The organism is Undibacterium paludis, from assembly GCF_022568815.1.
GTDB lineage: Bacteria > Pseudomonadota > Gammaproteobacteria > Burkholderiales > Burkholderiaceae_D > Undibacterium.
On sequence record NZ_JAKZHX010000006.1, the window covers coordinates 272242 to 293771 of the forward strand.

Genomic DNA, 21530 nt, shown 5'->3' on the forward strand with positions numbered 1-21530 from the left:
CATGTGAATAAGTGTATTGGCTGTATATCTGGTTACGCAACACACACGTTCAAGCTCAATCTAACGCATAAGCCAGCGCCGCAAGGCAAAACTCAGTGCATCGACCAGCGCGACCATGACCAGCATGGCGATGATGACGGTAGCAGCGGTCTGCATCTGGAACAGGGACAGGTGATACTTCAACATCTGCCCCAGACCACCGGCACCGACTACACCGAGTATGGCGGCGGCACGGATATTGTTTTCCCAGCGATATAGCGTATACGACAGCATTTGTGGCAGGCTTTGCATCAAGGTCGAGTACAGGAAGGCGCTGGTTGCATCGGCGCCATTCAGGCGCAATGTATTTTCTGCCTGCGGCGGTGTATTTTCCAGCGTCTCTGCGAACAGGCGACCCAGTACGCCGGCCGTATGTGCTGCCAGTGCAAGGGTACCGGCGAAGGGCCCGAGGCCGGCGGCAATCAGCATGATCGATGCCCAGACCAGTTCAGGTACTGCACGCGCCATATTCAGGAAGAGACGGGTAAGACTTTTGGTGATTTGGCCGAACCTGCCGCTGGCTGGCAGGGCCATTAACAAGCCCAAGGCTGCGGCGATCAGTGTGCCCAGTGCCGACATGGCCAGGGTTTCGAATGAGGCTAGAGCCGTTTTCTTCAACACTGCACCAGCCAGGTCTGGTGGTGCGAATCCTTGCAAAAATTCCCAGGTCTTGCTGGCCGCATCATCTGCGAACAGGGAGCGCCATTCGATGTTGAGGCTGACAAAACTGCTGATGACCAGCATGAGTATGGCTGCTGCTGCCAGCAGCTTGACGGGATTGAAATTGTCAGGCGATGCGGGCATGCCACCAGCCTGCTGTTCATTGTTGTCATTGCTGTCGAAAGCGCTCATGTCAGCCACCGGCGGAATAATTTGCTGGCCCCGTCAGCAATGGCGACCAGTAAGACAAAGACGAGCAGCATGGTCGATACTTCAGCGCCCGAGAGCATTTTCATCGATTCATCCATGCGCTGGCCCAGTCCACCTGCGCCAACGAAGCCCATGACGACAGAGCCGCGTATGGCGCATTCCCAGCGGTAAATAGTGTAAGAAACAAGTTCTGGTGCAGCATTTGGCAAGGCACCGTACAGGAAGGCAGTCAACCTGCCGCTGCCATTCCTGAGCAGGCTGTCAGTCGCATGGGCATCGCTGGTTTCCAGTATTTCTGCATAGACTTTACCCAGCATGCCGGCATAGGTTAAGGCAATGGCAAATACCCCTGCGCTGGGCCCCAGGCCAACCAGGCGTACAAATAATAATGCCCACACCAGTTCAGGTACGCTGCGCAGCAGGACCAGTTTCCAGCGCACGACCTGGCGTACCAGCCTGGCGGCACCATGCATGCGCCCTGTGCCTAATCGCGATACCGACAGATGTTCATTGACGATCAAGGTCATGGGGATGGCGCCCAACAGTGCCAGGGTCATGCCTGCCGTGGCAATGGCGATGGTCTGCCAGGTGGCATCGAGTACGATCAACAAAAATTCTGCGGAATGGGCAGGCGGGAAAAAGCCTGACAGAAAACGATAAGTCGCCCCCAAACTCTGCGCATCAAGTAATTGCCATGGTTTGAACTCGGTGACTTGCAGCATGGGCCAGAGCAGCACCAGCACGCAAAGTGCCAGCATGATACGGCCACGCCAGGCCGGGTCATGCCTGATGAAATCTTGATCTTGCATTGAAGGATTCAAAGGTGGCTGCATGAAAATCAAGGACTGCTTATTAAAAGCAGCGAGGCGCGTCAGACAAATCGAGTTGCTCTGGCGGCATCAGTTCAGTCCTGTCCTGATTTTGACCTTCGACACTGCGATACAGTTCTTCTATCATCTGGTCGCTGACCTTGTCACTGTCAAACATAATACGACCTGCGCGCAAACCTATGATGCGCGGGAAATGCTGGCGTGCCAGTTCCACCTGATGCAGGCTGCAAATCAGCGTGGCTTGGCGCTGGCTGGCTTCCTGCTGCAAGCTATGCAGGGTTTGCAGGGCCAGGGTGGGGTCCAGAGCAGACAGAGGTTCGTCAACCAGTAGCAGGCTGGCGTCAGACAAAAGCAGGCGCGCCAGCCCGCAACGCTGGCGTTCACCGCCAGACAGTTTGTCTACCCGCGCATATAACTTGTGTTGTAAGTCGAATTTTTGCAGGGCTTGCCAGGCTGCCAGTGGATTGCCTGGTTTGACCAGGTTGCGTATTGCCTGTGGCAGCGTCCATTGCGGTAGTCGCCCGGCCAGTACCGCAGTGACAACACGCTGCCGTGCCGGCAGCGGTGGGGTTTGCGGGGCCAGAAACAGGTGGCGCCGCAGGGCGTGTCGGGCGGTATGTGACAACTGCCAGACTTGCTCCCCCATGAACTCATGTTCACCACGGAGTGGTTTGTGTGCTGCCGCCAGTGCATGCAGCAAAGTTGTCTTGCCTGCCCCAGAGGGGCCGATGACGGCGATCTGTTCACCTCGATTGACTGTCAGGTCCAGGTCTGTCAGCGCAAATTTCTGCTGCTCTTGCCGGGATCCTGGCGTTATAGCAGCAAAGTGCGCCACACCGGGGAAATCCACACACAGTTGCTGCACGCGCAGCTGTATCGCAGTCATTACTTCAAGAGCCCGGCGTTGTGCGCGGCTGCTTCTATGGCCTTGTAATTGTCTGCCTTGGTGGGGATGAAGCGGCTGGCGCGTTGCAGGTCCAGAATTTCCTTGTCCTGTGGATTGGCCGGGTCTAACGACAAGAACGCATCTGAGATTTTCTTGCGCAAATCGGCCGGCATGTCACTGCGGACTGTCCAGTTATAATCAAAATATCCCGGGGTTGTATAAAACACATGGACTTGTTTGGTGTCAACCTTGGCTTGCGCGACCAGTTTTTCCCAGACCGAGATATTCAAGGCCCCGGCATCGACTTTGCCGCCGGATACGGCAGCAACGGTGGCATCATGTGCGCCAGAAAAGGCGATGCGCTTGAGGTCAGTGTCAGGATTGATCTTTGCGGCCAACAGATACGAGCGTGGCATCAGGTGGCCTGATGTCGATGATTCGGACCCGAAGGTGAAAGTCCTGCCTTTCAGGTCTTCCAGCTTCGTGATAGTCTTGTCGGTCGTGATGAAGACTGATCTGAATTTTTCGTCTTCTTCACGCTGTACCAGTGGAATGACCTGGTCTTTGCTGCGCACCTTGGCCTGGATGAAGGTGAAACCGCCAAACCAGACCATGTCGAGTTTTTTATTGATCAGGCCCTCGACCGAAGCAGCGTAATCTGTCACGGGTATGAATTCGACTTTCATTCCCAGCTTCTTTTCCAGCATCGCGCCCAGTGGTTTGAACTTGCGCTGTAACTCTGTCGGCGCTTCATCAGGGATAGCGGATACACGCAAGACTTGCTGGGCGTGCGTAAGGCCGGATATCGCCAGCAAGGCAGAAGCGATCATCATGTTACGACGTGACATGGTGAAGCGTGAAATGAACTCAGACATGATATTTCCTGTGTGGTCGGTGGATGCAGGTACGTTTGCCGGCCAGGCCGTGCAAGACGCGGTTCGATGGATTGCGGCTACAACTGATTGCTGGCGGTCTTTTGCGGCTTGTCCTTGGTGGTTGCCGAGGATGAATTAAACTGTTGCAAAGGCAAATAATACGATTGATTACGGCCTGCTTTTTTGGCTTCATACAAGGCAGCATCGGCACACTTGAGCAAGATATTGGCGTCTGATTCTGCATGTTTGAAGAAGCTGCTGCAACCTATGCTGACACTGATGCGTTCGCAAATGCGCGAGTTGACATGTGGTATGTTCAAGTCCCACACAGCAGTACGCAGCTTTTCTGCAAATTGCATGGCAGAGTCTTCAGCCATATTGGGCAGCATCAGAACAAATTCTTCACCGCCAAATCGTGCCAGTACATCGGTCGCACGCATTAGTTGTTTGCGCATGGCGGCGGCAACCTGTATAAGAGCCTTGTCGCCGGCAACATGTCCATAGCTGTCGTTGTATTCCTTGAAGTAATCGATATCGACCATGAAGACTGACAAGGGTACATGATGGCGCACGGCATGCCCCATCGCCATTTTGAAGTGCTCATCAAAAAAACGACGGTTATAAATCCCGGTCAGGCTGTCGGTTGTTGCTTCACGCTTCAGCATTTCTGAATGCGTGCGCAGGATTTTTTCGCGCTTGATCGATGTTGTTGAATCGTTGATCTGTATCAGGCAATTTCGCCCGCCAAACTCTGCATCGAGCGGAGTGATGGTGATCGACTGATGTATGCGCTTCTTTTCTGCCTCTTGCTCATTGCGTTCAAATAATGGCAGGGGTGAACGATGCAGGGCATTTGACAGCACCACCGGCAAACCATAGCTCAGGGTATTGGCAATAGCACTGAGCAGGGCGCGGCTTGGTAATTCTTCAAATGCTTCTGAAATATGTCTGCCTATGGCTTGCTCGGCGGTGATGCCGCTATGTCTTTCCACCCAGCCATTCCACAGACAGACGGTCTGGTTGGCATCAACCAAGATCAGCCCCATACTGATGGAATTCAATATTTGTTCCAGGGCAAAGGGGGAAGGGGACAGCGCCTGTGCCATCAAATTCCTCCCAGGAAACGTTCGATTTGAATCACCAAATCTTCCAGGGATGTCGAACTGAGCAAGAATATCAAATGCCCTTCTGAATGTCGTCTTTCTATGGCCAGATCTATGTGCAGGAGCAGGACATAGGGTTGATCAATATCATCGCTGACGCGGCGGAAAATTTCTTCCGTCGTGGCAACAGAATAATCGGGTAATGAACAGTTAAGCGGGATATTGAGCATGTCTGCCATGGCAGACAGGCAGGCATTGAGTATGATATTGCCCAGTTCGCACATGGCCTCCTGTTCGAATTCGGCCAGGTCTTCTATGCTTATTTGCGAACCCATCATGTCGCGCACAATTTCCAGTGCATGCTCTTCAGTAAACAACAGAATGGCTTCAGCTTCAAAGCTGCCGCTGAAAGTCTGGTGTACTGCGCCAAAGCGTTCGCTTTGCGAACCCATGACGGTGACATCGATCTCCGAGGACTTGCGGATTTCTACCGAAGGAACAGACAGGCGAACTTCTTCACCGACGATGTCGCTGAGGCTGGCAGCAGCCCTGCCTGCACCGACATTGAATACCTCGCTCAAGGCATCAAGATGAAGTTCAGTCAGCAAGTTCATTGGCCGCTCGCGAAATAATTGAGTACGATAGTAATCGACTTTTCCGTTACAGGCTTGGCAACAAAAATGGAGCCTATGGAATTTGCCCGGTTTTGCATGGTGTCCTGCACATTGGCCGAGAAAATTGCAATCCGTATCTGGGGATGTTGCTGCAAAATCTGTTCGGCGGCGTCGGTGCCAAGCATACCGGGCATGTTGATGTCCATTGTGCAATAATCGGGTTTGTTTTCGACGACGGACTTGATGGCTTCTTCACCGCTACCCGCCTCAAGAAACTCCCAGTCCGGATGAACCGCTTTCACATGCGCACGAATGACCATGCGGGAGACTTTGCTATCGTCAACAATTAGTAATTTTTTCATAATATTTTATGTGGGACAAATGCTTCAATGTCGGCTGGCGGCGTATGGGCAAGGGCGTGAAATCATTTTACCTTACAGTCATGTAAATTTCGCCCTCAAGATCATCAATTAATGTTTCAAATAATTACTTTTTCAGACGACGCCACAAGGTGGTTCTGCTGATGCCCAGATAGTCAGCTGCAGCTTCTCGATTCTGCTTGAATTTTTCCAAGACCTGTTCCAGGCTTTCAGTCCTGGAAACAGACGTCTCCAGCGGGGTTTCTTCCACCGCAGAACCAAGTTCAGGCAGGATCTTTGCCACAAAACCTGGCGTCAGCGCCTGCAAGGGTTCTGCGGCCAGAAAAAGGGCTAGCCTTTCCATCAGATTACGTAGTTCTCTTACATTGCCGGGCCAGTTATATTGGCTTAACAAAGCGGCACAGCTTGCCAGTTCGGCCTGCAAATTGGGGTGAGGCCTTGCGCCCATTCCTGCCAGGGCATGCTTCAGGCACCATTCTGCCAGCGCCGGCAAGTCATCACTGCGCTCTCGCAATGTCGGCAGGTGCAGGCGCAATACCGCCAGCCTGAAATACAAGTCAGCACGAAACTTTCCTTCTTTTACCCTAGTTTCCAGGTCGCAATGGGTGGCGCTGATGACGCGCACGTCAACAGGTACGGGGCGTATGCTGCCTACGCGGGTTATCTCACGTTCTTCCAGTACGCGCAGCAAACGGGTTTGCAGGCCCAGCGGCATTTCGCCGATTTCGTCAAGAAATACGGTGCCGCGATGAGCGGTTTCAAACAGGCCGGCATGACCACCGCGTTTGGAGCCGGTAAACGCCCCTTCTTCATAACCGAATAATTCTGACTCCAGCAGGCTTTCGGCAATGGCACCGCAGTTCACCGCCACAAATGGCTGGCGTGCCCGGGTACTTTCCCTGTGCAGGGCCTGGGCTGCCAATTCCTTGCCGGTGCCGGTTTCACCTTGTAACAATACTGTGGCGGGAGAGCGTGCATACAGCGCCAGGAATTTGCGGGTGGTTTGCATGACGGGCGAATCACCGCGCAAGTCATTAAGGTTATGTTTGGCCCGCAACGAATCGGCAGCGCTGTGCTGGCGTCCACGGCTTGATTCCAGGCGGGTCAGGCGGGCAATTTCCAGCGCATCGTCAAAAGCCTGGCGTATTGACGTGGCCGAATACATGAAAATACCGGTCAACCCTGCTTCTTCGGCCAGGTCGGTAATCAGGCCGGCGCCGATGATGACCTTTACGCCGCTGGCCTTCAGTTCACTGATCTGGGCGCGGGCGTCTTCCTCCGTTACATAGGTACGCTGCTCCAGGGGAAAGCCGAAGGTGGTCCTGAAGTCGGCCAGCTCTGGCATGGTTTCCTGGTAGTTGATTAGCCCTATGGCTGGCGAGACCTTGCGGGCTCTGGCCAGCGCCTGCATGACATCAAAGCCGCTGGCCTTGGCGATGACGACAGGGACGGGCAGGCGATTCTTCAGGTAGGCGCCGTTGGAGCCAGCGGCAATGACGGCATCGCAACGCTCGGTTTGCAGACGTTCACGCAAATGCTGGGCTGCTTCTTCAAAACCCATGTGTATGGGTTCAATATCGGCGCTGACATCATATTCCACCATGATGTCGCGGAACATGTCGAACAGGCGTGAAATCGATACTGTCCAGATGACTGGCTTGTCCTGGTTGTCGCGAGTTGAGATGGGATGTTTCATTTTTGTTGCAGTTGATGTTTCATATTTCACGATGAAACGTCATTATGAAACAATTTTGCTGGTGTGTACAATGATTGTTAAGCTGCTTTGAATGAATAAGTATTTGATTTATATGGATATCAAGCGTTCACCGGAGGACAGGTGTCGTGGCTGGCACGTGTATTGCAATGTGACGGGAAAATCTGTTCATTAACCTGAAAGCATATATATGAGTCATCACTCCGCAGGTGCCGCCTTCCGCAAGGCGATGCAGGAAGAATCCCCTTTGCAGGTGGTCGGCGCCATCAATGCCAACCATGCCTTGCTGGCCAAGCGTGCCGGTTTCAAGGCTATTTATCTGTCTGGCGGCGGTGTTGCCGCCGGTTCCCTGGGCTTGCCTGATCTTGGCATTTCCAATCTTGATGATGTCCTGACCGATGTGCGCCGTATCACCGACGTTTGCGATCTGCCTTTGCTGGTTGATGTAGATACCGGTTTCGGCTCCTCGGCCTTCAATGTTGCCCGTACGGTCAAATCCATGATCAAGTTCGGCGCAGCCGCCATCCATATCGAAGACCAGGTTGGCGCCAAGCGCTGCGGCCATCGTCCGGGTAAGGAGATTGTCAGCAAGCAGGAAATGGTCGATCGTGTCAAGGCAGCAGTCGACGCCCGTACAGACGATGATTTCGTCATTATGGCGCGCACAGACGCGCTGGCCGTCGAAGGCCTTGAAGCAGCGTTAGACCGCGCCCTGGCCTGCGTCGAAGCAGGTGCCGACATGATCTTTCCTGAAGCGATTACTGAACTGTCCATGTACAAGCAGTTTGCCAATGCGGTCAAAGTACCTATCCTGGCTAATATCACTGAATTTGGGGCGACACCCTTGTATTCGGTGGAAGAGCTGGCTGCCGTCGATGTCGGTCTGGTACTGTATCCGCTGTCAGCCTTCCGTGCCATGAACAAGGCGGCAGAAAACGTGTATGGCGCCATACGTCGTGATGGCACGCAAAAGAATGTCGTCAACACCATGCAGACCCGCATGGAATTGTATGATCGCATCAACTACCATGATTTTGAACAAAAGCTCGATGCCTTGTTCGCACAGCAAAAATCCAAATAAAAGATCCGGATAAAGTCCAGGAATAGTCCCGTTTTGCAGTGCAACGTATCCGCAGGCGGGAATCGCAATTATTCAATGTAAGAAAACGGAGAAAAGCATGACTGAAGCAGTTCCTTTCAAACCAAAAAAATCAGTTGCCCTGTCTGGTGTGACCGCGGGTAACACAGCCTTGTGTACCGTAGGTAAAACCGGCAATGACCTGCATTACCGAGGGTACGATATTCTGGACGTGGCAGACGCCTGTGAGTTTGAAGAAATTGCCCATTTGCTGGTACATGGCAAGTTGCCTACCGTAGCCGAACTGCGTGCTTATAAAAACAAATTGAAAGCCTTGCGCGGCTTGCCTGCCAACGTCAAGGCCGCACTCGAATGGCTGCCTGCCTCATCCCACCCCATGGACGTCATGCGTACCGGTGTGTCGGTACTCGGCTGTGTGTTGCCGGAAAAAGATGATCACAATACACCAGGTGCACGCGATATCGCGGACCGCCTGATGGCTTCGCTCGGTTCCATGCTGCTGTATTGGTACCACTACAGCCATAACGGCAAACGCATAGAAACCGAGACTGATGACGACTCCATTGGTGGCCACTTCCTGCATTTGCTGCATGGTGAAAAACCCAGCGAACTGTGGGAAAAAGCCATGCATACATCACTGATTCTGTATGCCGAACACGAGTTCAATGCGTCCACCTTTACAGGGCGTGTGATTGCCGGTACGGGTTCTGACATGCATTCCGCGATTACTGGCGCCATCGGCGCCTTGCGCGGTCCCAAGCATGGCGGTGCCAATGAAGTCGCGTTTGAAATCCAGAAACGTTATGACAATCCTGATGAAGCTGAAGCCGACATCAAAAAGCGCGTGGAAAACAAGGAAGTCGTCATCGGTTTCGGTCATCCCGTGTACACGATTTCTGATCCGCGCAACAAGGTCATCAAGGAAGTGGCACGTACCCTGTCCAAGGATGCCGGCTCCATGAAAATGTTTGATATCGCAGAACGTCTGGAAACAGTGATGTGGGACATCAAGAAAATGTTCCCCAATCTTGACTGGTTCTCTGCCGTGTCTTATCACATGATGGGGGTACCGACAGCGATGTTTACGCCACTGTTCGTGATAGCCCGTACGTCCGGCTGGGCGGCGCACATCATAGAGCAGCGCATAGACAATAAAATCATTCGCCCTAGCGCCAATTATGTCGGCCCCGAGGATTTGAAATTTGTCCCCTTGAACAAGCGCAAGTAAATCAACCTGGAAGGCCAGTGATATGAAAGTGCAGGCAGATCTGTCCAAACTGAGTATCAGGCGTGCCGTCAAGGCAGATTTGCCACGTCTGCTGGAATTGATAGCCGATGACGACCTTGGCAAGAACCGTGAAGGCGTAGGTTCTGACGAAGCCTGTTATGTTGAAGCCTTTGATCGCATCAGTGCGGATAGTAATCAGTTCCTGATGGTTGCTGAAATGGATGGCCGCATCATCGCCATGCAGCAAGTGACCTTCATCCCCGGCCTTTCACGCAAGGGGGCAACCCGCGCCATGATAGAAAGCGTGCGGGTTGACGGTTATCTGCGCGGTCAGGGTATAGGTCACTGGTTCATACAGCAGGCCGTGCAACTGGCGCGTGAGCGTGGTTGCAAGTTGGTGCAGTTGACCAGCGACAAAAAACGCATACAGGCACACAGGTTCTACGGCAGCATGGGTTTTGTTGCCTCGCATGAGGGTTTCAAGTTGCAGCTCGAGAATTGAATCGCCAGTTCTGAATCTCAATCGTACTCATCCCGTGAAGAGTACAAAATCTACCATATACTTATTTAGTCAACAGTCATGAACATCCAATACCGCAAATCCTTACCAGGCACCAGGCTCGATTACTTTGACACCCGTGCGGCTGTTGATGCGATTGCACCAGGCGCCTATGACAAGTTGCCTTACACCTCACGTGTGCTGGCAGAGAATCTGGTACGTCGCTGTGACCCTGCGACGCTGACAGATTCTCTCAAACAATTAATAGAACGCAAACGTGACCTCGATTTTCCATGGTTTCCGGCGCGTGTGGTTTGTCATGATATCCTGGGCCAGACTGCCCTGGTAGACCTGGCTGGTTTGCGTGATGCCATCGCCTTGCAGGGGGGGGATCCGGCGCTGGTCAATCCTGTGGTGCCGACCCAACTGGTTGTTGACCATTCGCTGGCAGTCGAATGCGGCGGTTTTGATCCGGATGCTTTTGAAAAAAATCGCCAAATCGAAGACAGGCGCAATGAAGACCGCTTTGATTTCATCAACTGGACCAAGAAAGCTTTCAAGAATGTTGATGTGATCCCGCCGGGGAATGGCATCCTGCATCAGATCAATCTGGAACGCATGTCACCTGTGGTGCAGGTGACCGATGGCGTTGCTTACCCTGATACCCTGGTTGGTACCGACAGCCATACACCTATGGTTGATGCGCTTGGCGTCATTGCGATAGGTGTGGGCGGGCTGGAGGCCGAGAGCGTTATGCTCGGTCGTGCATCGTGGATGCGCCTGCCAGACATCATCGGTGTCGAACTGACAGGCAAGCCGCAAGAAGGTATTACGGCAACCGATACTGTGTTGGCCTTGACTGAATTCCTTCGCAACCAAAAAGTCGTTTCATCCTATCTGGAATTTTATGGTGAAGGAGCTTCTCACCTTACTCTGGGCGATCGCGCCACGATCTCGAATATGGCGCCAGAGTTTGGCTCGACTGCGGCCATGTTCTACATTGATGAGCAAACCATCAAATACCTGAAATTGACTGGCCGTGATGATGAACTGGTGGCGTTGGTAGAAACCTATGCCAAAGAAACTGGCCTGTGGGCAGACACGTTGAAGAATGCTGAATACGAGCGTGTGCTGAAGTTTAATCTGTCTTCCGTTGTGCGCAATATTGCCGGTCCGTCCAATCCTCATAAACGCGTACCAACATCGGAACTGGCGGCGCGCGGCATCAGTGGCAAAGTTGAAGATGTACCTGGCCTGATGCCGGACGGTGCAGTGATTATTGCTGCCATCACCAGTTGCACCAACACCAATAATCCGCGCAACATGATTGCCGCCGGTCTGCTGGCGCGCAATGCCAACAAGCTGGGCCTGACCCGCAAACCCTGGGTGAAAAGTTCCCTGGCGCCAGGTTCCAAGGCCGTGACCCTTTATCTGGAAGAAGCCAAACTGATGCCAGAACTGGAACAGCTCGGTTTTGGTGTGGTGGCCTATGCCTGCACCTCATGCAATGGCATGTCAGGTGCACTTGATCCGGTCATCCAGAAAGAAGTAATAGAGCGCGATCTGTATGCGACAGCGGTCTTGTCCGGCAACCGTAACTTTGATGGCCGCATCCATCCTTATGCCAAACAGGCTTTCCTGGCGTCACCACCCTTGGTGGTGGCTTATGCTATCGCCGGAACGATACGCTTTGATATAGAGAAAGATGTATTGGGCACTGATGCAGCAGGCAAGCCAGTGACACTCAAGGATATCTGGCCAAGCGATGCGGAAATTGATGCCGTGATAGCCAACAGCGTCAAGCCTGAGCAGTTTCGCAAGGTATATATCCCCATGTTTGCCAAACAGGCTGATGATGGCGGGCAGGTCAGCCCGCTGTATGACTGGCGCCCGCAAACCACCTATATCCGCCGACCGCCCTATTGGGAGGGCGCACTGGCAGGCGAACGCACCATGAAGGGCATGCGCGCCCTGGCCGTGCTTGGCGACAATATCACGACAGACCATTTGTCGCCGTCGAATGCCATCATGCTCGACAGCGCTGCCGGCGAATACCTGGCCAAGATGGGCCTGCCTGAAGAAGATTTCAATTCTTATGCGACCCACCGTGGCGATCATTTGACAGCACAACGGGCCACCTTCGCCAATCCAACACTAAAAAATGAAATGGTCGTTGTTGATGGCAAGGTCAAGGCCGGCTCACTGGCGCGCATCGAACCGGAAGGAAAGATCACCCGCATGTGGGAAGCCATAGAAACCTATATGGAACGCAAACAGCCGTTGATCATCATTGCCGGTGCCGATTATGGTCAGGGCTCTTCGCGTGACTGGGCTGCCAAGGGTGTACGCCTGGCTGGTGTGGAAGCCATCGTTGCCGAGGGCTTTGAACGCATACACCGTACCAACCTGGTTGGCATGGGTGTGTTGCCACTGGAGTTCAAGCCTGGCGTCACTCGTTTGAGCCTGGGTATTGATGGCACTGAGACCTTTGACGTCATCGGTGAGCGCACACCTAGGGCGACGCTGACCCTGCTCATCCATCGCAAAAATGGTGAGCTTGTTGACGTGCCGGTGACATGCAGGCTCGATACGGCAGAAGAAGTATCGATCTATGAAGCTGGGGGCGTCTTGCAGCGTTTTGCCCAGGATTTCCTGGAGTCTGCCAAGGCAGCCTGAGTGGCATTTTCCCCAGAGATTGGGGCGTAAAGTGGGGGGGGGCTGGCGTCTGTACTCGCATGACTGGCGATCAGTTTTCCCCCTCTGAAAATCATGTCCGGTATCAATCATAAAGAACATATTCATGGCACATCAACCCCAAATCAAAATCCCTGCAACCTATATGCGTGGTGGTACCAGCAAGGGTGTGTTTTTCAGTCTGGCAGACTTGCCCGCGGCAGCGCAAGTGCCAGGCGCTGCGCGTGACGCCTTGTTGTTGCGCGTGATTGGCAGCCCTGATCCCTATGGCAAACAAATCGACGGCATGGGAGGTGCGACGTCGAGTACCAGCAAGACGGTCATCCTGTCCAAGAGCAGCAGGCCCGATCACGATGTGGATTACCTGTTTGGCCAGGTCGCCATTGATAAAGCCTTTGTGGACTGGAGCGGCAATTGCGGCAATCTGTCTGCAGCGGTCGGCGCATTCGCCATCAGTAGCGGTTTGATCGACGCAGACCGGGTTCCGCAAAACGGCATGGCGACCGTACGTGTCTGGCAGGCAAATATCGGCAAGACCATCATTGCCCATGTGCCCATGACGAATGGGGCTGTACAGGAAACCGGCGATTTTGAACTCGACGGCGTGACTTTTCCGGCAGGAGAAGTTCAGCTCGAATTCATGGACCCGGCTGCGGATGAAGAGGGCGCAGGTGGATCGATGTTTCCCACCGGTAATCTGGTGGATGAGCTTGAGGTGCCAGGTATAGGCGTCTTGAAAGCCACCATGATCAATGCCGGTATTCCGACCATCTTTGTCAATGCCGATGCCATAGGCTACACCGGTACCGAATTGCAGGATGCCGTCAATGGCGACAGCAAGGCGCTTGCCATGTTTGAAACCATACGTGCCCATGGAGCAGTGCGCATGGGCTTGATCAAGGACATTGCAGAGGCTGCAAATCGCCAGCACACACCCAAGGTAGCTTTTGTCGCCAGGCCGGCTGACTATGTGTCTTCCAGCGGCAAGCAGGTCAGGGCTGCTGAAATTGACTTGCTGGTACGCGCGCTATCCATGGGCAAGTTGCATCATGCCATGATGGGTACGGCTGCAGTCGCCATAGGTACCGCTGCCGCTATACCCGACACCCTGGTCAACATCGCAGCGGGTGGTGGTGCACGCAATGCCGTACGTTTTGGTCATCCTTCCGGCACCTTGCGAGTTGGTGCAGAAGCTGTGCAAACCCAGGGTGAGTGGAGTGTCACCAAGGCAGTCATGAGCCGTAGCGCACGTGTACTGATGGAAGGCTGGGTACGTGTGCCGGGAGACGCATTCTGATCCCTATGCCATAAAAAACAGCGGCAAGTTTAAGCGACAAATAATTCAGTCATAGTTTCAATGCATGCAGCCAGCTGCATGCAGGGGGAGCTTTTACACAAAAATCTGGGGCAGGAAAATCCATGTGGTACAGCATCGCAGGAAGTCTCAATTCCATCTTCATTGTTGTCAGCCTGCTTGGCATCTGGTCACAGATCAAACTGGTCAATGACAGAAAGAAAAATTATTTGCAGGCGGCGCACGGTACCAGGTCAGACAGGCCGACAGATGTATTGTCCCTGAACCAGTTCACAGTCAGCTTTCTCGCTTACTGGTCGTTCTTTGTCTATGGTTATTCGATAAGACCTTTCAATCATTTCATTGTGTGGCCGCGCATGATTGCGGCACTGTTGATACTCAGACTACTATGGGAAATGTACGCCGACCGTAAGACCTTGGCGTCGCGTCTGGTTTTTATCATGGCAGGTGTGTTGATGAACCTTGGCGTGCTGGGACTTGTATTGGGTAACACGTTTGTCGATGAGGGCAGGCTGGTATCACAAGCTTTGATCGTCATCATTACCCTGTTCCTGGCGCAAGGCTATGTTCATCAGATCAGCCTGATTGTGGCTTCTGGCAAGACAGGTGCCGTGTCACTGAAAATGAGCCAGTTTATTCTGGCAATGGATGTGACCACCATATTATTTGCCTTTGTCATGGGCTTGCAGGCCGGCTGGCCTTTGTTATTTCTGGCCACGGTCAGCGCGATCACCAAACTTGCCATCATGTGGCTGTTTGTCTGGGTCAGGCGCAGTCCGGTGGCAGCACAAAGAAGAAATGCCATGGCGGAATTGGTAGCATAGTTTTCAGAATCTGGTAATACCACAACCTCAGGAGACAGCATGAAATACGCAGCGTTTTATCAGGAATCGATACAGAATCCGCAAAGGTTCTGGGCCAGGGAATCCAGCCTGATTGACTGGCATAAACCTTATGAGCAGGTGCTGGATCACAGCAGACCACCCTTTGCCAGATGGTTTGTCGGCGGCGAGACCAATCTTTGTCACAATGCCATAGACAGGTGGTTGCCGACGAGGGCTGATCAGCCTGCCCTTATTGCCATTTCTACCGAAACCAATACCGAAAAAACCTATAGCTTTGCAGAGCTGCATGTCGAGGTGCAGCGCATGGCTGCCATCATGCTGGACCTGGGTGTCAGGCAGGGTGACCGGGTGCTCATCTATATGCCCATGGTGGCCGAAGCGGCCTTTGCCATGCTGGCCTGCGCCCGCATTGGTGCTGTCCATTCCGTGGTATTTGGCGGCTTCGCTTCCAAGAGTCTGGCAACCCGTATAGATGACGCCAGGCCGGTACTGGTGGTGTCTGCTGATGCCGGCATGCGCGGTGGCAAGGCGGTGCCGTATAAACCTCTGCTGGATGAAGCGATACAATTGGCCGGCCATCAGCCCAGGCATGTCCTGCTGGTTGATCGCGGTCTTGACAGCATGAACCTGGTTGAGGGGCGTGACGTCGATTATGCGACGGCCAGGGCGCAGCATATTGATGCACGGGTCCCGGTAACGTGGCTGGAATCAAATGCGATATCCTATGTGCTATACACGTCGGGCACGACGGGCAAGCCCAAAGGTGTGCAGCGCGATGTCGGTGGCTATGCTGTGGCGCTGGCATCATCGATGAAACATATCTTCTGTGGCCAGCCTGGCGAGACTTACTTTGCCACGTCTGACATAGGCTGGGTGGTCGGTCATTCATACATTGTCTATGGACCTCTGATTGCCGGCATGGCGACCATCATGTACGAAGGGACACCCATACGACCAGACGCCGGTATCTGGTGGAGTATCGTCGAAAAGTACAAGGTCACACGCATGTTCTCGGCGCCAACTGCAGTGCGGGTCTTGAAAAAACATCCACCTGAGCTGATGCGCAAGTATGACCTGTCGTCACTGAAAACCTTGTACCTGGCCGGTGAGCCACTTGATGAAACGACATCAAGCTGGATTGCCAGTGAACTCGGCGTGCCGATTGTTGATAATTACTGGCAGACCGAAACCGGCTGGCCGATTCTGTCTGTCGCGCGCGGCGTGGAAAACACCGCCAGCCGCCTGGGGAGCCCGGGTATTGCCATGTATGGTTATGATGTGCGCGTCATCAATGAAAGCACAGGCGCAGAATGTGGCACCAACGAAAAAGGTGTTGTCGCCATCAAAGGCCCGCTGCCACCGGGCTGCATGCAAACAGTGTACGGTGATGATGCCCGCTTTGTCAGCACTTACTGGTCCAATTTCGCCCATGATCAACTGTACTCCACCTTTGACTGGGGGATCAGGGATGCCGATGGCTATTACTTCATTCTTGGCCGTACCGATGACGTGATCAACGTGGCGGGGCATCGTCTGGGCACGCGGGAAATAGAAGAAAGTATCTCCAGTCACCCGCAGATATCTGAAGTAGCTGTGGTCGGTGTCGAAGACAAGCTCAAGGGACAGGTAGCGGTCGCTTTTGCGATAGTGAAAAATCCTGACCTCATAGCCACAGGCGAGCAAAAGCTGACGCTGGAAGGCGAAGTGATGGCTGTCGTCGATAAGCAATTAGGTGCTGTTGCCAGGCCGGCACGCATTCATTTTGTCAGCACGCTGCCGAAAACCCGTTCAGGCAAACTCCTGCGTCGTTCGATACAGGCTATTTGCGAGGGCAGGGACGCCGGGGATCTGACAACAATAGAGGACCCAGCGTCTTTGCAGCAAATCAAGGCCGCATTAGCTGGGTGAGGGTATGTACTTGAAAGATAAAGAAAAGGGCTTGCCAAGCCCCTTTCTTTGTTGACCTCAGGTTGGAATGTCAGCCTTGCAAGGCTGCGGCCAGGGTTTTGACTTCTTCTTCAGACTCTTCCAGTATGCTGTTTAGCGTTCCGTCGCCGACGACAAAATCGATTTCCGAAGAATATTGCTCGGATTCTTCGGCATAAGAGTGGATATCCATGGGGGAATGGGTTGTTGCCAGTTCATTTGCCAGCAACAGCGTATCGCCCAGGGTTTCTGGCGGCATGGCCCGCAGGCCGAACCACAATGCTTCCACGGCTTCAACCACCGGTGGTGGCAATTTCAGGCTCTTGATCACGGCTGAGCCGATTTGTGACTCGGTTGATTCACGGTCGATGATGGTGTCAGAAAAAGAGGGCAGCTCATCAGGGTCAGAATCGGGCGCTGGCTGATCGCGCTCTATCAATGAAGGAAATTCGTCGACGCGTGACAGCAGGTAAAAATTGCCGACCTCGTGGACAATACCGGCAAACATGGCTGTGTCCGGGTCCAGTTTGGTGATGCGCCGGGCGATGACTTGTGCAAGTGCAGCAACCTGAGCGGTGTGCTCCCACAGTTTGTTTGTCATGGCCTGAAGCTGCTTGTTTTTGCTGGTACCGGCCAACTGGCGCACAACCAGCGAGGCAACCACGGCACGCAAGGTGCGGAACCCCAGACGGCTGATGGCAGCCTTGACATTGGTGACTTCGTTGCCACGGTTATAGGCTGCCGAATTGGCAATGGCAACCACGCGTGCAGCGAGGAAGGGCTCATTCAGGACCAGCTTGGTTGCAGTATCAATACTACAGTTCGGATCATCGAGAGTCTGCTGTATCTTAAGAGAAGCCGCAACATTCGTGGGGAAGACTAACTCCCCACGTTTGGCTTGTTCAGCTATGCTGTTGAGCGCATCGATTTTATTCATCGCTATATCTTTTGCACAAGTTAAACAAACATTGACTATGGTTGCATGGGTATATGTACCCATCCGATAAACAAGTAATTCACAGTTAATTCGCAACTAATTAGTAGGCAACGAATAAGCAACTAACGAGCAAACAGCAGGCAGTTATTATCTTATTTGTAATTAAATTACGCCTGCAGCTTCTTTCCTGGTCAAGATTTGCAGAATGATTTCAGATGATTTCATTCTGCTTCAGATAGGGTTGCAGGTCAATCAAGCGTTGGAAAATAAATCAAAACTTGCTCAATTTGTCTTTTGGCTGTCTATCCATTTATTCACTTTGGCTTCCAGCAGGGCCAGCGGCAAGGTGCCGTCACTCAGGACCACTTCATGAAACTGGCGCAAATCAAAGCGTTTGCCCAGGGCGGTCGCCGCTCTTTGCCTGAGTTCCACGATTTTCAACGAGCCTATCTTGTAACCCAGGGCTTGCCCAGGCCATGCCATATAGCGTTCCGTCGCCTGGCGCGAAGCTGCCTCACTGTAGCCCAGGGTTGCCTGTTGATACTGTATTGCCTGCTCACGTGTCCAACCCTTGGCATGCAGGCCTGTGTCGACGACCAGTCGAGTCGCACGCAATAATTCGTCCGTCAGGTGGCCCAGATAGGCATTCGGGTCATTTTCAAACAAACCCATTTCCCGGCCCAGGGTTTCCGCATAAAGTGCCCAGCCTTCAGTATAGGCATTATTACCGCCGAATTTGCGGAATTTGGGGATATCCAGTTCCAGCGACCTGGCCAGATGAAAGTGGTGACCCGGCTGGCCTTCGTGCAGATACAGGGTCTTCATACCGGTAGTGCTATAGTCCGCCGGATTATTGATGACGGCCCAGAACACGCCGGGGCGTGAACCATCATAGGCTGGCTGGGTGTAATGATCAGATGCAGTCTGCCTGCTTATTTCTGGTTCTGCACGGATATCAAGCGCTGCCTTGGGTGTTTTGCTGAAGAGTTCAGGTAGCTTCGCAACAACCAACTTTTCTATCTGGCGGTAGCCATCAAGAACTTCAGCCTCAGTCTTGTAAGGGCGGTATTGTGGCTGGGTGTCTATCCAGGCTGGCAAGCCAACCGGGTCACCGTGATAACCGAGCCTGGGTCCCAGTGCGACGAACTCACTTTGTATTCTGGCAACTTCTTTCAAGCCTATGCCGTGTATGGTTTCCGGGTCCAGGTTGGTCGTCGTCTGGTCGCGGACCAGGGTGCGGTACCAGCTGTCGCCATCCGGCAAGGCGCCCAGGCCGCTGCTGGTGCGGCTGGCGGCCAGGTAGTCATTTGCAAGGAATTGCTGGAACTCGCGCAGGGCGGGCAAGACTTTACTGCTTAACACCTGCCGGTATGCAGTGCCCAGGCGTTGTTTATCCTTGTCAGAAAACTCTGCAGGGAAGTTTTTGACCGGTACGAAGTATGCATGATCTTCCAGCTTTTCTGTGACCAGTTGCGCATATTGCGGCAATGCAGAATTGACCAGTGCCTTGGGCAAGACGATACCGCGCTTGATGCCGATGCGCATATTGTCCTTTGCCTGATGCAGCCATGTTGGCAATTTTTCCAATCGACGCAGGAAAATTTCGTATTGCTTCACGGTCTTCAAGGGCTGGGCATTTTGCCCGGACGCGAAGTGGGCCAAAGTCACGGGCAGGCTGTCCATCTGATTGATGGGCAATAAATGCTGGTCAAACTTCGCTAATTCCAGATTCGCACGAATTTCAAAATCCAGGCAGTCATAGGTGACCAGATCATTGACAGACAATTGATCGCGCCTGATGGCCGCCAGCTTGCTGGCAACATCCTTCCACATGGCGACCTGTTTTGCCTTGACCGAAGGCAGTAAGGTCTGGGGCAGCAAGTCATCATAGCGGCTATCGCCATTGTAGGTTGCGCCCATGGGGTCGAAAGCAGTTTGCTTCTCATAGTAATAATCAGCCAGTTTGAGCAGGCGCTGGCTTTCCAGCTTTGCTGCCGCGATTGTCTTCACCTGGTTAGCCTGGGTGTGCGCCTGCTCTGCTGCCAGGGCGTTGCCAGTGATGATGCTGTAACTAATGATGCCGGCAGAAATGAGTGTGCCGGTAAGTGAGCAGAGCTTGGGCATAAAAATGATCCGCAGAATGGAAATTGAAAAATAATCCGCAAGCATACCATCAGGTACCAAATTATTGTTCGCTTGCAAAGATGCTTTTGCTGGCCAAGTCCCTGCTTGTCGGTTGAATGCAAAAGATGAAAATAAGCGGAGCTTTTTGAATTTATGCTTAAAGCTTTTCCTGCTTTGACCGTTATCTGAGTAGATCGCGCATATTCCAGTTTCTGATGCTTTGCGGCTTGGGATTGAGGGACAGGCGCGTGCCAATGGAACTGATATCAATGGTGCCTGTGTCCTGTCGCGGCTGGCGAAGGATGACTGACGTCTGTATGCCTGTGGTCTGCAACTTCTACCCCGGCAAAAAAACTGATCATGCGGTTCCTTGTTTGATTTCTATTGCCAAGGCTGGGCCGCATCATGAAAATTGCCTCTTCTGACATCACCCTTTCATCGAGCCATGCCGCCAGCAGCACATGGGAAACCCAGGAAAAGCTGCGTGCCTGGGTAGGTGACCAGCGCCCTGACTTTGAAGGTAATAATACCAAGACCAATGGGCCTGCCAACCTCAGGTCAGTTACCGGTACCGTACAAATTTCTGATGCCGCGCGGGCAGCGCAAGCCGCCCCCGTCAATTCTGCTGCAGGAGCTGCCGATGCGGTTGAGCAAGCAGGTGACGCAGACAACGACCCGCGCGTCCGCCTGATCAAATACATCATAGAATTGTTGACAGGTAAAAAGATCAATGTGCTCAACAGCGAAGACTTGAAAGTTGATACGAGCGCCGCACCAGCCCAGCCTACCCAAACGGCTGAGGCTGCAACTGCAGCAAAAAATGCAGCGCCGCAGAAGGCCGGCTGGGGTGTGGAGGTTGATACCCATGAATCTTACACAGAAACCGAGCAGACTTCATTCAAGGCCAGTGGCAAGATCGTGACTGCAGATAATAAGGAAATCAGTTTCGATTTATCATTTGAGCTGAACCGAAGCTACCATGAAGAAAGTGATACCCATATCCGGCTTGGTGATGGCAAAAAGGTCGATCCACTGGTGATCAACTTCTCTGGCAATTCCGCGCAACTGACTTCGCAGAAATTTGCTTTTGATCTCAATGGTGACGGTAAAAAAGAAAATATCTCTTTTGTGCAGGGGGCAGGTTTCCTGGCACTCGATAAGAATAATGATGGCAAGATCAATAACGGCTCAGAGCTGTTTGGTCCTGGTACAGGCAATGGCTTTTCCGAGCTGGCCGCTTACGACAGCGACGGTAATCACTGGATAGATGAAAACGATGCGGTTTACCAGAAACTGAAAGTATGGACCAAAGATAGCGCGGGGCATGACCAGTTGCAGACGCTGAAGCAGGCAAATGTCGGCGCGCTATATCTGGGTAATGCTGGTACGCAGTTTTCCCTCAATAATGCACAGAATCAATCAGACGGGCAAATCCGTTCTTCCGGCGTATGGTTGAGTGAAGATGGCAAGGCGCATAGCTTGCAGCAGGTTGATCTGTCAGTCTGACATGGATGTTGTTCTTTGCGGTAAGCTTTGTTTATCACGAAAAAAC

At 53.0% G+C, this 21530-nt stretch carries 18 protein-coding genes; 8 read left to right on the top strand and 10 right to left on the bottom strand.

Going from position 1 to position 21530, the window contains the following annotated elements; all coding sequences use genetic code 11:
- Window positions 1–60: 60 nt before the first annotated feature.
- The 8 genes from phnE to prpR all read right to left on the bottom strand — a co-directional run bounded on the left by phnE (window position 61) and on the right by prpR (window position 7293).
- A complete protein-coding gene (gene phnE, locus LZ463_RS12515) occupies window positions 61–843 on the bottom strand; it encodes a phosphonate ABC transporter, permease protein PhnE (protein WP_241456127.1) in 783 nt (260 codons plus the stop codon).
- Between the two features lie 44 nt (window positions 844–887).
- Entirely contained in the window at window positions 888–1718 is an 831-nt protein-coding gene (locus LZ463_RS12520) for a PhnE/PtxC family ABC transporter permease (RefSeq protein ID WP_241456050.1), read from the bottom strand.
- A 43-nt stretch (window positions 1719–1761) separates the two neighbouring features.
- Window positions 1762–2625, bottom strand: a complete 864-nt coding sequence (locus LZ463_RS12525) for a phosphonate ABC transporter ATP-binding protein (RefSeq protein WP_241456051.1) — start codon at window positions 2623–2625, stop codon at window positions 1762–1764.
- Window positions 2625–3458, bottom strand: coding sequence for a putative selenate ABC transporter substrate-binding protein (locus LZ463_RS12530; protein WP_241456129.1), 834 nt, complete (start codon window positions 3456–3458; stop codon window positions 2625–2627). Before LZ463_RS12530 ends, LZ463_RS12525 begins: the two co-directional genes overlap by 1 nt.
- Window positions 3459–3577: 119 nt before the next feature.
- Window positions 3578–4606, bottom strand: coding sequence for a sensor domain-containing diguanylate cyclase (locus LZ463_RS12535; RefSeq protein ID WP_241456053.1), 1029 nt, complete (start codon window positions 4604–4606; stop codon window positions 3578–3580).
- Complete coding sequence (locus tag LZ463_RS12540) at window positions 4606–5217, bottom strand: chemotaxis protein CheC (RefSeq protein WP_241456055.1); 612 nt, start codon at window positions 5215–5217, stop codon at window positions 4606–4608. The genes LZ463_RS12535 and LZ463_RS12540 overlap by 1 nt, the downstream gene beginning before the upstream one ends.
- Complete coding sequence (locus LZ463_RS12545; protein WP_241456057.1) at window positions 5214–5579, bottom strand: response regulator transcription factor; 366 nt, start codon at window positions 5577–5579, stop codon at window positions 5214–5216. The genes LZ463_RS12540 and LZ463_RS12545 overlap by 4 nt, the downstream gene beginning before the upstream one ends.
- Window positions 5580–5703: 124 nt before the next feature.
- On the bottom strand, window positions 5704–7293 hold the full coding sequence (gene prpR, locus LZ463_RS12550) for a propionate catabolism operon regulatory protein PrpR (protein ID WP_241456058.1): 1590 nt from the start codon (window positions 7291–7293) through the stop codon (window positions 5704–5706).
- Window positions 7294–7501: 208 nt separating this feature from the next.
- Here prpR and prpB point away from each other — a divergent pair, with 208 nt between their 5' ends.
- From prpB to LZ463_RS12585, 7 genes are all read left to right on the top strand, one after another.
- The gene (prpB, locus tag LZ463_RS12555; protein WP_241456059.1) at window positions 7502–8392 is read left to right on the top strand and encodes a methylisocitrate lyase; all 891 of its coding nucleotides are present in this window, start codon (window positions 7502–7504) and stop codon (window positions 8390–8392) included.
- 97 nt (window positions 8393–8489) lie between these two features.
- Entirely contained in the window at window positions 8490–9638 is a 1149-nt protein-coding gene (gene prpC / locus LZ463_RS12560; RefSeq protein ID WP_241456060.1) for a bifunctional 2-methylcitrate synthase/citrate synthase, read from the top strand.
- A 22-nt stretch (window positions 9639–9660) separates the two neighbouring features.
- Entirely contained in the window at window positions 9661–10140 is a 480-nt protein-coding gene (locus LZ463_RS12565) for a GNAT family N-acetyltransferase (protein ID WP_241456061.1), read from the top strand.
- Between the two features lie 78 nt (window positions 10141–10218).
- Complete coding sequence (acnD, locus tag LZ463_RS12570) at window positions 10219–12813, top strand: Fe/S-dependent 2-methylisocitrate dehydratase AcnD (protein WP_241456062.1); 2595 nt, start codon at window positions 10219–10221, stop codon at window positions 12811–12813.
- Between the two features lie 124 nt (window positions 12814–12937).
- Window positions 12938–14128: a 2-methylaconitate cis-trans isomerase PrpF gene (prpF, locus tag LZ463_RS12575; RefSeq protein ID WP_241456065.1), complete on the top strand. Its 1191-nt coding sequence runs from the start codon at window positions 12938–12940 to the stop codon at window positions 14126–14128.
- A gap of 122 nt (window positions 14129–14250) precedes the next feature.
- Window positions 14251–14970, top strand: a complete 720-nt coding sequence (locus tag LZ463_RS12580; RefSeq protein WP_241456067.1) for a hypothetical protein — start codon at window positions 14251–14253, stop codon at window positions 14968–14970.
- Window positions 14971–15009: 39 nt separating this feature from the next.
- Entirely contained in the window at window positions 15010–16899 is a 1890-nt protein-coding gene (locus tag LZ463_RS12585) for a propionate--CoA ligase (protein ID WP_241456069.1), read from the top strand.
- 70 nt (window positions 16900–16969) lie between these two features.
- Here LZ463_RS12585 and LZ463_RS12590 read toward each other — a convergent pair whose 3' ends face one another.
- Together LZ463_RS12590 and LZ463_RS12595 are read right to left on the bottom strand one after the other, a co-directional pair.
- A complete protein-coding gene (locus LZ463_RS12590) occupies window positions 16970–17854 on the bottom strand; it encodes an HDOD domain-containing protein (protein ID WP_241456070.1) in 885 nt (294 codons plus the stop codon).
- Window positions 17855–18136: 282 nt separating this feature from the next.
- Complete coding sequence (locus tag LZ463_RS12595) at window positions 18137–19978, bottom strand: DUF885 domain-containing protein (protein WP_241456071.1); 1842 nt, start codon at window positions 19976–19978, stop codon at window positions 18137–18139.
- A 405-nt stretch (window positions 19979–20383) separates the two neighbouring features.
- Between LZ463_RS12595 and LZ463_RS12600 the strand changes: the two genes are divergently transcribed.
- Window positions 20384–21484, top strand: a complete 1101-nt coding sequence (locus LZ463_RS12600) for a hypothetical protein (protein WP_241456072.1) — start codon at window positions 20384–20386, stop codon at window positions 21482–21484.
- Window positions 21485–21530: the final 46 nt, after the last annotated feature.